13 protein-coding genes are annotated in these 14,373 nt (G+C 73.7%); 3 read left to right on the forward strand and 10 right to left on the reverse strand.

Annotated features, from left to right (window positions below; translation table 11 throughout):
- Positions 1-24 precede the first annotated feature (24 nt).
- Complete coding sequence (locus ACIQMJ_RS36190; RefSeq protein ID WP_499765518.1) at positions 25-1,044, reverse strand: SGNH/GDSL hydrolase family protein; 1,020 nt, start codon at positions 1,042-1,044, stop codon at positions 25-27.
- A gap of 278 nt (positions 1,045-1,322) precedes the next feature.
- Between ACIQMJ_RS36190 and ACIQMJ_RS36195 the strand changes: the two genes are divergently transcribed.
- Positions 1,323-3,305, forward strand: a complete 1,983-nt coding sequence (locus tag ACIQMJ_RS36195; RefSeq protein WP_499765519.1) for an APC family permease — start codon at positions 1,323-1,325, stop codon at positions 3,303-3,305.
- Between the two features lie 4 nt (positions 3,306-3,309).
- Here ACIQMJ_RS36195 and ACIQMJ_RS36200 read toward each other — a convergent pair whose 3' ends face one another.
- Positions 3,310-4,203 carry an aminoglycoside phosphotransferase family protein gene (locus ACIQMJ_RS36200; RefSeq protein WP_499765520.1) on the reverse strand — a complete coding sequence of 298 codons (894 nt, stop codon included), beginning with the start codon at positions 4,201-4,203 and terminating at the stop codon, positions 3,310-3,312.
- 251 nt (positions 4,204-4,454) lie between these two features.
- Here ACIQMJ_RS36200 and ACIQMJ_RS36205 point away from each other — a divergent pair, with 251 nt between their 5' ends.
- Both ACIQMJ_RS36205 and ACIQMJ_RS36210 read left to right on the forward strand, forming a co-directional pair.
- On the forward strand, positions 4,455-5,387 hold the full coding sequence (locus ACIQMJ_RS36205) for a hypothetical protein (protein WP_499765521.1): 933 nt from the start codon (positions 4,455-4,457) through the stop codon (positions 5,385-5,387).
- A gap of 11 nt (positions 5,388-5,398) precedes the next feature.
- Entirely contained in the window at positions 5,399-5,923 is a 525-nt protein-coding gene (locus tag ACIQMJ_RS36210) for a hypothetical protein (protein ID WP_499765522.1), read from the forward strand.
- A 6-nt stretch (positions 5,924-5,929) separates the two neighbouring features.
- On the opposite strand, the gene ACIQMJ_RS36215 is transcribed toward ACIQMJ_RS36210, so the two are convergent.
- The 8 genes from ACIQMJ_RS36215 to ACIQMJ_RS36250 all read right to left on the reverse strand — a co-directional run bounded on the left by ACIQMJ_RS36215 (position 5,930) and on the right by ACIQMJ_RS36250 (position 14,052).
- Positions 5,930-7,423: a cellulose binding domain-containing protein gene (locus ACIQMJ_RS36215; RefSeq protein WP_499765523.1), complete on the reverse strand. Its 1,494-nt coding sequence runs from the start codon at positions 7,421-7,423 to the stop codon at positions 5,930-5,932.
- A gap of 358 nt (positions 7,424-7,781) precedes the next feature.
- On the reverse strand, positions 7,782-8,675 hold the full coding sequence (locus ACIQMJ_RS36220; protein ID WP_499765524.1) for a CU044_5270 family protein: 894 nt from the start codon (positions 8,673-8,675) through the stop codon (positions 7,782-7,784).
- Positions 8,668-9,243: an RNA polymerase sigma factor gene (locus ACIQMJ_RS36225; protein ID WP_499765525.1), complete on the reverse strand. Its 576-nt coding sequence runs from the start codon at positions 9,241-9,243 to the stop codon at positions 8,668-8,670. Before ACIQMJ_RS36225 ends, ACIQMJ_RS36220 begins: the two co-directional genes overlap by 8 nt.
- Before the next feature lie 105 nt (positions 9,244-9,348).
- Positions 9,349-10,056 carry a tryptophan 2,3-dioxygenase family protein gene (locus tag ACIQMJ_RS36230; protein ID WP_499765526.1) on the reverse strand — a complete coding sequence of 236 codons (708 nt, stop codon included), beginning with the start codon at positions 10,054-10,056 and terminating at the stop codon, positions 9,349-9,351.
- Positions 10,057-10,087: 31 nt separating this feature from the next.
- Positions 10,088-11,020 (reverse strand): diiron oxygenase, encoded by a 933-nt coding sequence (locus tag ACIQMJ_RS36235; RefSeq protein ID WP_499765527.1) that lies wholly within the window; start codon positions 11,018-11,020, stop codon positions 10,088-10,090.
- A complete protein-coding gene (locus tag ACIQMJ_RS36240; RefSeq protein WP_499765528.1) occupies positions 11,017-12,249 on the reverse strand; it encodes an aminotransferase class I/II-fold pyridoxal phosphate-dependent enzyme in 1,233 nt (410 codons plus the stop codon). Before ACIQMJ_RS36240 ends, ACIQMJ_RS36235 begins: the two co-directional genes overlap by 4 nt.
- Positions 12,246-13,043: an SDR family NAD(P)-dependent oxidoreductase gene (locus ACIQMJ_RS36245; protein WP_499765529.1), complete on the reverse strand. Its 798-nt coding sequence runs from the start codon at positions 13,041-13,043 to the stop codon at positions 12,246-12,248. The genes ACIQMJ_RS36240 and ACIQMJ_RS36245 overlap by 4 nt, the downstream gene beginning before the upstream one ends.
- Before the next feature lie 163 nt (positions 13,044-13,206).
- Positions 13,207-14,052, reverse strand: coding sequence for an alpha/beta hydrolase (locus ACIQMJ_RS36250; protein WP_499765530.1), 846 nt, complete (start codon positions 14,050-14,052; stop codon positions 13,207-13,209).
- Positions 14,053-14,373 lie beyond the last annotated feature (321 nt).

Raw genomic sequence — 14,373 nt, forward strand, 5'->3', positions numbered from 1 at the left:
GGCCGGGCGGCCTGAGAGCGGCGTTCAGCGACCGAGCAGGGCGATGCGCACGGCGCGTTCGACCTGGTGGGCCGCGTTCTCGTGGCTCCGGGCGTTCGGGTGCACGAGCGTGGCGTGCGTGCCCTCGGGGCAGGGGATGGTCAGCGCGGGCAGGTGGATCTCGGTCGGCCAGTAGTCCTCGGCGTCACCGCAGATGCCCTCCACCCACTTCTCGCCGGCCGGTTGGCAGACGTCGTGGCCCACGCTGGAGCTGTGGATGTCGACGTACCGGTCGCCGAAGAACGAGCTGACGCTCTGGATCGTCCGGTTGAGCCGTTCGAGCACGCCCCGCAGCCAGTCGACGTCGTCGCGCCGGATGGAGAACAGCTCCGTCCAGTTCATGGGGGCGCAGTCGGCGCTCTGCTGCGGCAGCACGGCGGGGTAGCCGACCGTGAGCACCTTCGCGTTCGGCGCGGCTTGGTGGACGGCGGCCAGCATCGTGACGTACTCGTCCTGGACGCGGCTGAACTTGTCCTCGATGCCCTCTTCACCCTCGGGCGGGTTCTCGTAGTGCTCTCGGCACGATTGGCCGTTGAGTCCGAGCCCGACGCACTGGGCGAGCATCCCGGCGAACGGCAGGCTGTTGCCGCCCACGCCGACGGTGACCACGTCGGTGCCCTCGTCGAGCCCGGCCCGCTGCACCTGGGGGCTGACCGGCGGCCACTGCGCCGGCGCGTCGACCGGGCTGACCGGCTGCTGCTCGGCCTGCGCGATGTGGCGGATCTCGGCACCGCCGCAGCTGACGTCGGTCAGCTCCACCGGCCCGCCCGGCGGGAACTCGGTCAACGACCCGTGCACCAGGTCGGGGTAGCTGTCCGAGGTGCGGTCGCAGCCGTCCCGGTCCGGGTCGCCCAGGGCGGGCCGCGGGTCACCGATGAACACCCCCGCCGTGTAGGAATCGCCCAGCGCCGCCCACTGGTACGTGTCGGTCGTGGCGCTCGCCGGCACCGGCGCGGCGCCGAGCAGCACGACGGCGAGCGCCAGCCTGGTCACCCTGTGGATCATGGTCGTCCTTCCGCGGTACCGCTGTTGTCCAGCGTGGACGGTAAGGCGGAGGAATGCGGCACGGAGGACGATTCACCCTCCCTCGCATCGGGATCACTCCCCAGTGGCACGGCGGAACCCGGTCCCGCGAGCGCCGGGCCTCACCCGTCCGTGTGATCAGCCCCGCAGTCGCCTTGGCGCGATCCTTACGGCCCGAGGTGCGGCGGATCGGCTTCCCGGCGTGTTGACTGCCCCACGTGACCAGCCCGGAACGTGATCGGCACAGGGGAGAAACGCGCATGACCGACACGCCGCCGGGCGTGGTGCCGGCCCGGGTGGACAGCCCGGTCCGGCCCGCCACCCCGTCGTCCGCGCTCGGTCGGTGGCTGCTGGAGCACCGCGTCCAGCCGGTCGGCCCCGCCGGGACCGAGCAGCACGCCAAGCCGACGGCGTGGTGGAAGGTCATGTGCCTGACGGGGGTGGACTACTTCTCCACCCTGTCCTACCTGCCCGGCATCGCGGCGTTGGCGGCGGGCGCGGTCTCGCCGCTGGCGACGTTGCTCATCGTGGCGCTGACGCTGTTCGGGATGCTGCCGATGTACCGCCGGGTGGCCCGGGAGAGCCCGCACGGCCAGGGCTCGGTGGCGATGCTGGAGGACTTGCTGCCGTTCTGGCGGGGCAAGCTGTTCGTGCTGGTGCTGCTGGGTTTCGTGGCCACCTCGTGGATCATCACCATCACCCTGTCGGCCGCCGACGCGTCGGTGCACGCGCTGGAGAACCCGCGGGCACCGGAGTTCCTGCACGGGCAGGAGGTGCTGGTCACGGTCGTGCTGCTGCTGGTGCTCGGCGGGGTGTTCCTGCTCGGGTTCAGCGAGGCTGTCGGCGTGGCCATCCCGCTGGTCGCGCTGTTCCTGCTGCTCAACGCGGTGGTCGTGGTGGCGGGTGTGCTGGAGGTGCTGTCCTCGCCCGCCGCGCTCGACCGGTGGCTGGACGCGCTGACGGCCGGTGGGGGCGGCGTGGCCGGGGTCGTCGGTCCGGCGGTGCTGGCGTTCCCGCTGCTGGTGCTGGGCCTGTCCGGGTTCGAGACGGGGGTGAGCATGATGCCCCTGGTGGCCGCCGACGGCCGCACGCCGCAGGAGCGGCTGGACAACCGCATCCGCAACACGCGCAAGCTGCTCACCGCCGCCGCCCTGATCATGTCGGTGTACCTGGTCGCGACGAGCTTCGTGACCACGGTCCTGGTGCCGGTCGAGCAGTTCGAGCCCGGCGGCGCCGCCAACGGACGCGCCCTGGCCTACCTCGCCCACGAACTGCTCGGCGAGTGGGTCGGCACCGCCTACGACATCAGCAGCATCCTCATCCTGTGGTTCGCGGGCGCGTCCGCGATGGCCGGCCTGATCAACATCGTGCCCCGCTACCTGCCGTCCTACGGCATGGCCCCGGAGTGGGCCCGCTCGGTGCGGCCGGTCGTGCTCGTGTACACGGCGGTCTGCGTCCTGATCACGATCGTCTTCCGCGCCGACGTCAACGCCCAGGCGGGCGCGTACGCCACCGGCATCCTGGCCATGATGGTCTCCGCCTCGGCCGCCGTGACGCTGTCGTGCGCGCGGCAGCGGCGGCGGCGCGCGGCGGTCGCGTTCACCGTGCTGACGTTGATCATGCTGTACGCGCTGGTGGAGAACGTGATCGAGAAGCCGGACGGCATCACCATCTCGTTCTTCTTCATCCTCGCCATCATCGCCGTCTCCCTGGTCTCCCGCGTCAGCCGCACCACCGAGCTGCGCGCCGACCGCATCGAGTTCGACGAGGACGCCCGCCGGTTCATCGCCGACTCCATCGCCCACGACGGCGCGCTGACCCTGATCGCGAACCGCCGCCAGACCGGCGACGCGGCGGAGTACGCGGAGAAGGAGGCCGAGCAGCGCGGCACGAACCCGGTGCCCGGCCAGGCCGACGTGCTGTTCCTGGAGATCGACGTGGTGGACCCGTCGGACTTCAGCGACGTGCTCCAGGTGCGCGGCGTCGAGGTCGACGGCCACCGCGTGCTGCGCGCCGGCAGCCCCGCCGCGCCCAACGCCATCGCCGCGATCCTGTTCGTCCTGCGCGACACCACCGGCGTCCTGCCGCACTGCCACTTCGCGTGGAGCGAGGGCAACCCGATCGGGCACCTGTTCCGCTACCTGCTGCTCGGCCGCGGCGACACGGCGCCGGTGGTCCGCGAGATCATCCGCACCCACGAGCGCGACGAAGCCCGCCGTCCTCGCATCCACGTGGGCGGGTGAGGGCTCAGGCGTCCGCGGTGAGGCGCGCCAGCGTGCGGCGGCCCAACCGGCTCATCGTCGGGTTGCTCCCGGCGTAGTACCAGACGAGCCCCACCGCCTGCGCGAACGCCCACGCCCGGCCACGCAGCCACTGGAGGTCGTCGCACCCCAGGGCGTCGCGGAACGCCTGCCGCGGCACCGGGTCGAGCAGGTGCCACGCGCCGACGAGGTCCAGGGCGGGATCGGCCGGACCGAGACCGCCGACGTCGATGACCCCGCTGAGCCGACCGCCGGACACCAGGACGTTGCCGGGGATCAGGTCGCCGTGGGTCATCACGTCGTCGTCCTCGCGCGGCAGGTCGCGCCAGGCGTGCCACAGCCCGCGCAGCCTCGGCACGTCCAGGAGCTCGCCGCTGCGCTCGAAGCAGACCTCCACCCACTCGTCGTGGGACCGCAGGTCGCCGCCGCGACCCCGCCCGCCGAACGTCCGGCCCCGCGTGTCGATCGCGCGCACCCCCTTGACGAACTCGGCCAGGTCGCGCGCGAACGCCACCGACCCGCCCGGGTCCTCGTCGGTGGCCACGGTCCCGGGCAGCCAGGTCTGCACCGACCACGGCAGCGGGTAGCCCTCTCCGGGCTCGCCCATGGCGACCGGCTCCGGGGTGCGGAACCGCGTGCGGCCCAGGAGTTCGCGGGCCGCGTCGGCCTCGGCCGCCAACGACCGCCGCACCGACCCGACCTCCCCGGGCCGCAGTGGGAAGCGGGCGGCGAACCGGTCGCCGATGCGGAAGATGGCGTTGACCGTGCCTTCCGACGCCACCCGCGTCACGGGTGAGTCGCGCCACCGGGGGAACTGCGCGTCCACCAGTCGACGCACCGTCTCCGGCGCCACGGTCAGCTGGTCCTGGTGCATCTGCATGGCACGAGCTTCACACGACGACGTCCAGCACACCCATCACACCCAGGTCCTCGTGCGAGGCGACGGCGTTCGCCACCGCGAGACGCAGGTGGCGGCCAGGACAGTGGCCGGGGAGGTTGGTGCACGCGGGGATGTCCGAGAAACGGACCGGTGAGCCGATGTGAGTGTTCAGTCAGTCCCGGCGTGCGGTAACGGTCGGCGGAACCGCGCCGATGACCTGGGTACATCCGTTCCGCGTGAGGGGGTGCCTCGTGGAGGACCCTGCAGCAGGTCTGTTCATGCTGAAGGCCGAGGTCCCGGTCGTCGTCACCGGCGAGGAAGACCACCAGGCGTGGCTGGCGAGGTACCCCGTCGCGCCGGGTGGGAAGTGGCGCGTGGCGGTCGCCCTGGCGTGGTGCACGATCGCCTCGGGCAAGTACCAGGGCCAGTACGCCATCGAGGTCAGGCTGGACGGCCGGCGGGTCGGCGAGCTGACGTACCTGATGTCACGGCGTTACGCGGAGGTCATGGGCCAGGTGATCGACGCGGGCGAGAGTCCGGGTTGCCAGGCGGACGTCCAAGTCGGTGAGCGCGGTCACGAGATCGTGGTCCACCTGCCGCGTGACCCGTCGGCCGTCGTCGTGCCACCCGGATCTGCCACCCCACCGGTGAAACGGAAGTCCCACCGTCCGATGTGGATCGCAGCCGGGGTGGTGGTGTTCCTGTTCGTCGTCATCGCGGCCCTCGCGGACGACAAACCGTCCACGCCGGACTCCGCTGCCCCGCTGAGCACGACTGCGGCCCGCCCGACAACCGCCACGCCGACAACCACCGTGCCGACAACCACCGTGCCGACAACCACCGTGCCGACAACCACCGTGCCGACAACCACCGTGCCGCCCACAACGACGACGACCACCACGACCACCACGACCACCACGACGACAACCACAACCGTCGAACCGGCGCCGCAACCGCAACCGCAACCCCAGCCCCAGCCGAACCCGGCGACCCAAGCTCCGCCGCCGCCCGCGCCGAACCAGGGCTGCCACCCCAGCTACGAGCCGTGCGTCCCCATCGCGAGCGACGTCGACTGCAAGCCGGGCAAGGGCAACGGCCCTGTCTACGTGACCGGTCCGATCAAGGTCATCGGCCCGGACGAGTACGGCCTCGACTCGAACAACGACGGCGTGGGTTGCGAATAGGGAGGAAGAACATGTCACGGAAGTGGGGCGCGTTATCGGCGCTGGTCCTGGCGGTGGCCGGGGGCACGGCCGCCACGACCGGTTCCGCGCAGGCGGTCGCGGTGGACCAGACCTGCGTCGGGACCTGGGCCGTCACCTACGACCCGCCCATCACCAACACGCCGCAGGTCGTGGCCGGTCACCTCACCGGCTACTTCCCCGCCTGCACGAATCCAGTCGCGCCGAGCGGGTCGTACTCGCAGCACTTCACGGACACGGTGACGTGCGCGACGCTCTTGAGCTCGGGCGCGGCGTCGCGCACGTACACCTGGAGCAACCCGTTGGCCGCGCCCACGACGTTCGAGTACAACTGGACCGTCAGCGACGTCGCCGGTCAGGCGGTGATCACGAACACCGGGCTGATCACCGGCGGCACGTTCGCGCCGGCGAGCGCCGAGCAGGTGGCCGTGCTGGTGACGCCGGACGCCCTCCGGTGCGGTGGCGCCGGCATCTCCAGCCTGACCGGGCCGACGACGTTGACGGTCTTCCGCCCGTAACGGCCGTCACCAGGTGATCGGCAGGGTGGCGATGTAGTCGTTGAGCAGGCCCGAGATCAGCCGGTGGTCGTTGAGGGAGAAGTGCCAGTCGCAGCCGAGGCGGTCCAGGCCGGGGTTGTCGTAGTTCCAGAAGCGGACCCGGTCGTCGCCGCGGGCGTTGCGGTCGGCCACCACCTGCTGGGCGGTGTCGGCGAAGAGGTCGGTGGCGCTGACCACGATGACCGTGTTCGACCCGTACTGGGTGCGCAGCTTGTCGATGAAGCCCTGGTACGCGCTCTTGTACGCGGCGACCAGGCTCTCCGGCGTCCACGCCTCACCGGGGTTGATGGCGGTGGAGAAGTCGTTGGTGCCCAGGCCGACGACGACCAGCTGCGGTCGCCAGGTGTCCGGGTTGCGCCACACGTCGCCGGTCACGTTCTGGAGGCCGCGCTCGTAGGAGGTGCGGAACGAGGTGCCGGGCTCGCCGCCGTTGTAGTTGCGCACCATGCCGCGGCCGGAGTGGGCGTTGACCTGGTAGTCGGCGCCGAGGCCGCGGGCGGTCAGCGCGCCGAACGTCAGGTCGGTGTTGGTGTTGCGGTCGACGCCGCCGTTCGCCGAGCAGTCGCGCGTGGTGGACAGGTTGCCGTAGCCGGCGGTCAGCGAGTCGCCGATGAACTCGATCTGGCGGGTGCGGGCGGCGGGCTTGTCCAGCACCTGGCCGCCCGCGGCGGGGAGGAACCCGCCGAACTCGCCGGCGGCCCAGGGGCTCTCGGTGCGCTTGACCAGGCGGACGGTGTGCTCGGCGTTCGTCAGCCCGGTGATCCAGCGGGTGATCCGGCCGGGCGTGATCAGGGACGCCACGGTGGTCCCGTCGACCTGGACGTCGTAGTCGTTGGCGGCGTCGTTGAGCACGATGCCGACCCCGGTGCCGCGGAACCGGCTCTCGAAGTAGATGCCCGGCCAGGTGTAGCGGGCGGTGTCCTCGGTCGCCCGGACCCGGCCGACGGTGTGCGTCCGGGCGAGGAGGTCGCGCACCGGCGGCGTGGACGTGGTGGTCGTGGTGGTGGTGGTCGTGGTGACGGTGGCTCCGGTGCACGCGGTGCCGTTGAGCGTGAACTCGGTGGGCACCGGGTTGGAGCCGGTCCACGTGCCGTTGAAGCCGAACCCGGCGCTCGCGCCGGTGGCGAGGCGGCCGTTCCAGCTCAGGTTGTCGACCTCGACCCGCGCGCCCGACTGGCGCACCGTGCCGTTCCAGAGCTGGGTGACCTGCTGCCCCGCGCCGAACGACCACGCCACCCGCCAGCTCGCCACCGGGTCGCCGAGGTTGGTGACGGTGACGTTGGCGCCGAAACCGCCGGTCCACTGGTTGGCCACCTGGTAGGTGACCCGGCAGCCGACGGCCGCCTGGGCGGGCGCGCTGGTGACGGCCGCGGCGGCCAGGGCCGCGGTCACCGCGACGGCGACCGCGCCGGCGACCGCCGACCGGGACCGATGACGCGTGGTGTGCACGTGAACCTCCACGGGGCGACGTTGCTGGGAGCGCTCCCGGGCGACGGTAGCGAAGAAGTTGCGCAACGAGAAGGGCCGGCGAGGCTACGGCTGCGGTGCGTATCGATTGGTGGGCAACGCGAGCGCCGCCGTCGGTCACCGGACGCACGCAGTCCACAAAGGACCGGGCGTGCCGCTCGTGCGCCGGACCGCCGCGGAGCCGGCGCCACACCGCTCCGGCCTGCGGAGCGCCACGGGGGTGAACCGCGGGGCTCCCGGCTGCGCCGGGAGCCCCGTCACCCGATGGCTCGACCGCCCGGAGCCGGTGCCGGCCGCGTCGCCCTCGGGCCCGCGCCCGGACCGGGCTGCCGACCTCGTGCGCGGCGGGGACCTAGCCGGGCAGCGAGTCGGTCCACCGGGCGTCGATCCGCGCCCCCGCCGGGTCGGCCACCGAGTACACTGCGCCGTCCACGGTGATGAAGACCGACGTCCCGTTCACCCGGCCGGTCGCCGGGTCGACCACGAGCCGCCGCCCACCGGGCAGCACCAGACCCTGCCCACCCGGCACCGTCCCCACGCCCTCGACCTCCGGGTACGCGGCGATCGCGCGGAACGCCGCCGCCCGGACCCCGGGCGTCGCGGGCACCGCGGACACCAGGGCGACCAGCGAGTGGAACGTGGCCATCTCGCGGTCCTCCTCGGTGAACGGGCCGGCGCTCGACCGGGCGCCGCCGCGCCCGATCGCCTCGGTGATCCAGGCGCGCAACGCGTCCGGCTCGGCGGGCAGGGCGCGCAGCTCGCCGAACGTCAGGTCGACGCCGAACAGTGAGAACGGCTTGGGCCGCTCCAGGTCGAGCGGCATGACCCGGCCGCCGGTCTTCGCGCCCCGGAACCACAGGCCGCCGTCCCGCCCGGTCCAGTACTCGTACACCTCGGCGGAGTCGCCGACCGTCACCTCCACCTGCCAGTAGGCGCCCGACCCCTCGGGCGACCGCTCGGCCGCGGTGGCGGCGGCGAGCAGGACCTCCGGCCCGCTCGCCACCCGGTCCGGCGCGGTCGACGCGGCGGACGGCGGGCCGTCGGGCGGCGCGGTGGGCAGGGTCGTGAGCGCCACGGCGGCGGCCGCCGCGACGGTCAGCCCGGCGCCGGCGGTCAGCCACCCGACCCGCTTGCGGGAGGCGTGGCCGCCGCGCACCCGGTGCCGGAGCCGGTGCCGACTGCGGTCCACGACGTCCGGGGACGGGTCCTCCGCCAGCGCGGCGCGCAGCGTCTGCAGGTCATCCATCGTGGGCCTCCGGGTCGGTCAGAGCGGCGTCGAGCTTCTTGCGCGCACGGCTGAGCCGGGAGCCGACCGTGCCGGGGGAGATGTCCAGCGCCGCAGCGACCTCGCGGTAGCCGAGCTCGCCGAGCGACACCAGCAGCAGCACGTCCCGTTCGCCCCGGGTCAGCCCCGCCAGCGCCTCGGCCAGCCGGGGCCGCAGCCGCCGGGCCGCCACGGACGCGACCACCGCGTCCTCGTGGCCCTCCACGACGTGGTCGACCTCCACCCGCGCCAGCGCCCGGTAGTGGCGCGCCTCCTTGCGGCGGTGCCTGGCCACCAGGTTCGTGGCGATGCCGAACAACCACACCCGCACGTCACCGCGTTCGGCGTCGAACGCGCCCCGCCGGTCGAACGCCACGAGGAACGTCTCCGCGGCGATGTCCTCCGCGGTCTGGGTGCCGAGGCGGCCGGCCACGTACCGGTAGACGGCCGTGAAGTACCGGTCGTGCACCTCGGTGAACAGCTCCGGGTCCTGGCGGAACCGGGCGGCGAGTTCGGCGTCGGTGACCCGCGCGTCCGTTCCCGCCGTCATGTGCTCGCCTCTGCCATGGGGTGAGCCTTCCTGTCGACGACAGCTCTCACCCACACTTCGCCGCAGGCCCGATCTTCTTCCCGCCACGGCGGCGGCCCACCCGGGTCAGGCCGTCGGGACGGTCTCCCCGGCCTCGTGGCGGGCGGCGTGCAGGCCCGGGAACGCCAACCGCACCCGGCTCGCCAGGTAACGCGCACCGGCCGTGCCGCCGGTGCCCGGCAGGTCGCCCAGCATCCGCCGCACCACGGCCAGGTGCCCGGCCTGCCAGTCCCGGTACCCCCGCGCCACCGCGGACATCGCGTCGGCCACCCGGCGCAGCGGCCCACCCGACCGCCACACCTCGGGCAGCGTCACGCCCGCGGCGGCGGCGGCCTCGGCCAGGGCGGTGGCCAGCGGGGGTTCGGTCGGCCCGAAGCCCAGTGCCCGCTCCAGCGCGGCGAACTGGCGGGACTGCGCGCCGCTGGCCGTGCCCAGGTACGGGCGGAACCGGGCGAAGCACGCGGGCGGCAGCCGGTCGAGCACGTCCAACTGGGCCCGCAGCACGCCGAACAGCGCCGCCGCCCGCTCCACGTGCTCGGCCGCCGTGTCCGCCGAGCCGCGCCGCAGGGCGCTCGCGGCGAGGTCCAGGTCCAGCAGCAGTTGCGCCATCCACAGCTCGCTGGCCTGGTGGACCACGATGAACAGGTGCTCGGCCGAGCGGACCGCGTCCGATCCCGGGTCCGATCCCGGGTCCGACACCTCGGCGGGCGCCTGCGGGCGCTGCAACGACAGCAGCGCGTCCAGGCACAGGTAGCCCGAGTAGTCCAGGGTCACGGGGGTGCTCCTCCCTTCGACGACCGCGGGCTCAGCCGTGGGCCGGCAGGAGCAGGCCGTGCGCGGCGAACTCCTCCTCGGCGCCGGGCACCTCGAACACGCCGGCGGAGCGGAACACCCGCACGGTCGCCCGGCAGATGTGGGCGGCGCGGGCGTCACCGGCGCCGGGACCGTAGGAGTCGGCGACCACGGCGCGTGCGGTGTCGCCGTCCAGGCCCGCCAGCCGCAGCGCGCCCTGCACCGGCTTGACGTCCCAGTTCAGGCACGCCTTGACCAGGCCGGGCAGCGCGCGGGCGACCGGCGCGCGCAGGCCGGGGTCGAGCTGGGTCCACAGGCGGTGGAAGAAGTCGGCGAAGAACCGGTGGTGGTGGCCCTCGTCCTTGGCGTGGTCCCGGGTCAGGTCGCGCACCACGGTCAGCACGGTCGGGTCGTTCGGGATCTCGTTGAGCACCGCCGTGATCATCGTTTCGAAGACCACGACCTGGAGCAGCGGCACCACGGCGGGCGTGTCGGGCAGCAGCCGCGCGCCCGCGTCCTCCAGCGCGTCCACGAAACCGCCGTAGTCCCACGGCGGCAGCGGCACCCCGGTCTCGCGCGCGATCTGGTCGGCCAGGTCGAGGCTGTAGAGGGAGTGGTAGCCCTCGTCGCAGTAGACCTTGAACGCGTCCATCCTGGCCTGCGCCGGCAGGTCCACGCCCGACCGGTTGTTCGCGATCAGCTCGGCCGCGCGGTTGACGATCCTGGTCTCCAGGTGGGCTGTGGACAGCAGGAACTGGTACAGGTGGCGGATGGTGAGGTCGCGGCGGGCCCGGTCGGGCAGCGCGGCCACCGCCTCGTGCGCCAGGTGCGGGATGTGCTGGGCCGGGTAGAACACCTTGCCCTGGTCGGTCTCGTCGTGGAAGAGCCGGCGCGCGCCGCCGCGCACGCCGGCGGTCTCGTACCAGGACGCGAACGGACTGCTCATGGGGTGCTCCTCGACGGTGCGGTGGCCGCCGCGAGGCGGTCGATGCCGGTGGTGACCAGGTCGGCGGGCACGGCGTGGCACAGCCGGAACCAGCCGGGTCCGGGCGCGCCGAACGCGGACCCGGGCAGGACGTTGACCCGCGCCGCCCTGGTCCGCCGCCACAGCCGGTCCTCGGCGGCGAACGTCGGCTCGTCGAGCCGGTCGCGCAGGTCCAGCCACAGGCTCAACCCGGCGCTCGCGGGCACGTGCCGGATGCCGTGCGCGGTCAGCAGGGCGGACGCGTGCGCGTGCGACTCGCCCAGCCGACGCGCGTTCTCGGCGAGCAGCGCGGAGACCCGCCCCTCGTCGGACAGCAGGTCGCACAGCAGCGCCTGGGTGTCGGTGGACACGGTGGCGAAGTAGGCCACCGCGCGGGCCGCGTCCCGGGCCGGCCGGGCGGGGCGCAGCACGCCGACCTTGAGCCCGGACAGCCCGAAATCCTTGGCGAAGCCCCAGATCACGTGCACCCGGTCGGCGTGGGGTCCGAGCACGTCCGGGTCCAGCAGGCTGACGAACGGCTCGGGGCCGAACGCGCAGTGCGCGTGGATCTCGTCGCTGATCACGTCCAGGTCGTGCTCGGCCGCCACCCGCAGCAGGTCGCGCAGCACCGCGGCGGGGTAGACCGCACCGTGCGGGTTGGCGGGCGAGCTGAGCGCCACCGCGCGCACGGTCGCCCCTCGGCGGCGCAGGTCGCGCACGGTCCGGTCGACCACGTTTACGTCCAGCGCGAAACCGGTGTCGGGGCTCATCGGCGCGGGCACCAGTCGGGCGCCGGAGCGGTCGGTCAGGTCGCCGGCGAACGCCGAGTAGTAGGGCGCGGGCACGACGATGACGTCACCCGGGTCGCACGTGACCGTGGCCGCGATGTCCAGCGCCGCCGTGGCGCCCGCCGTGATCACCAGGTCGTCCGGGTCGACCGGGGTGCGCCACGTCCCGCCGAGCAGCCGGGCGACGGCGGCGCGCAGCTCCGCGGTCCCGTGCGGCAGGCCGTACCGCGTGTCCACCGAGCGCCGCCGGGCGGTGAGGAACGGCTGGAGCACGTCCTCCAGCAGCCGGTTCTCGGCGGTGCCGAGGTTCACGTGCCCGGACGGGTTGTCGACCGGGTGGAACGGGTCGGCCTCGGCCTCGAAGTGGGCGGTGGCGATGACGGGTGCGCCCGCGGCGAGCCGGGCGGCGGCGCGGGAGGTCATCGGACCGCGCTCCGCTCGACCGAGGGGCCGGTGAGCAGGCCGGGGTGCGCGCCGAGGCCCATCGACGCGTCGACGACCGCGCCGTGCAGCAACGCCGCCGCGGGCTGCGCCAGCCAGTGGATCAGCTCGGCCACCTCGTCGGGTCGGATCAGCCGGCCGCCGGGCAGCCGGGCCAGCAGGGCGTCACGGGCCTCGGGGGAGAGCCCGTCGAGCGTGCTGGCGCGCAGCATCTCCGTGTCCACCGCGCCGGGGCACACCGCGAACACCCGCACCGGTTCGTGCGCCAGCTCGGCGGCCAGGTGGCGGGTCAGGTAGGTCAGCGCCGCCTTGCTCATGCCGTCGGCGACGTGGAAGCCGGGGAACGTGGCGATGCCGCCGCCCACGCTGGCGACGTTGACCACCACGCCGTCGCCCCGGAGCAGCATGTCCGGCAGCACCTGCTGCGCCAGCCACAGCGGGCCGAGGCTGTTGACCCGGAAGAACGCGGCGGCCTGCTCGGCCTCGCCGTCGACCTGCGACTCGACCGTCTTCGAGCCGACGGCGGCGTTGTTGACCAGCACGTCGACCGGACCGGGCAGCTCGGCCGCCAGGCGCTGGTGCGACACCCAGTCGCCCTGCTCGAACGGGAACGCCGCGACCTCGCCGCCCGCCGCGGTGTGCTCGGCGACGATCCGCTCCGCGCGGTCGCGGCCGCTGCGGTAGGTGAACCACACGCGGTCGCCCGCGGCGGCGAACCGGGCGACGGCGGCCCGGCCGATCCCGCTGGAGCCGCCGGTCACCAGGACGGTCCGCATCAGTGTCTCCTGTCGGTGTGGTCGGCTCGGTCGCCGTGCGTCGGTGCGGTGTGCCGGTCCGGGCCGTGCCCGTCCGGGGTGTGCCGGTTGAAGCTGTGCCGGTTGAAGCTGTGCCGGTTGAAGCTGTGCCGGTTGAAGCTGCGCCGGTCCGAGGTGGGGCGGTTCAGGCTGTGGCGAAGGCCAGCGCGTGCACGGCGCCGCCGATCGGGTCGTCCGGGTCGCCGAGGCCGAGCGGCAGGTCGAAGTGGTTGCGGCCGGGCACCACCAGCTCGGTCACGGGCACGCCCAGCGCGGCGGCCCGGTCGGCGGCCAGCCGCTGCTGCGCGTCGAACCCCGCCGGCTCGTCCGCGCCCCGGGCCAGCACCAGCGGCGGCAGCCCGGCGTGCAGGTGCCGTGCGGGGCCGCACTCGGCGACCTCGTCGGCCGACAGCCGGACCTCGTCGCCGATGGTGGTGCGGCGCAACGGTTCCAGCTCGTAGAGCCCGCTGAGCAGCACCGCGCCGACCGCCGGCACGGGGTCCGGCCCCACCAGGCACATGCCCGCCAACTGCGCGCCGACGGAGTGGCCGACGAGCACCACCCGCCGGGGATCGACCCCGAGGCTCGCGGCGTCGTCGACCAGCGCCCGCACCGCTTTCCTCACCGACTCGGTGATCTCGCGTACCCGCGCCTGAGGGGAGAGGGGGTACCCGACGGCCGCGAAGGCGGCTCCGGCGGCGACCAGCCCCGGCGCGCCGTAGGCGGACGACCACTCGTCCAACAACTGCCAGTAGCCACCGTGGACGAACACCACCAACGGCGCGTCCGGTCCGGTCGCGGGGAAGAAGTGCACGTGCTCGGCGGGGTCGGCGCCGTACGGCAGCGCCCGCCAGGCCAGCTCCGCCCGTGCCGCCGCGGACCGGTCCGCGTACCGGTCGAGGTACGGCCGGACCGAGGGGACGCCCAGACCGGGCAGGTAGTCGCGGTCGAGCCGGCCCGCACGGGCCGCGGCTAACTCGGCCTTGCTCACCGGCCCTGCCCGCCGACCGTGCCCCGGCTGATGGTGTTGATCACGGCGGCGATCCTAACCGGACACCCGACCGGGGTGGTCCGAACGGCCGACGCCCACCACCGGCCGGACCCTACCGCTCCGGGCCCGTCGAGCCGACCCGGACTTGCGGGACGACCAGGGTGAACAGGGCCACCCGACCACCACGGCTGCCGTCCCGCGAACCACCGGGCGCGCGGTGGACCGGACCCGCGCGGAAGCTGCGGGGTGCCGAATCCGACCCTCGACCCGCACGGTCCGCCCACGGCGCCGCGGGCCGTTCCGACGACCGGCGGCTAGAGT

Origin of the sequence: Actinosynnema sp. NPDC091369, from assembly GCF_044757065.1 — a bacterium.
Taxonomy (GTDB): domain Bacteria; phylum Actinomycetota; class Actinomycetes; order Mycobacteriales; family Pseudonocardiaceae; genus Actinosynnema.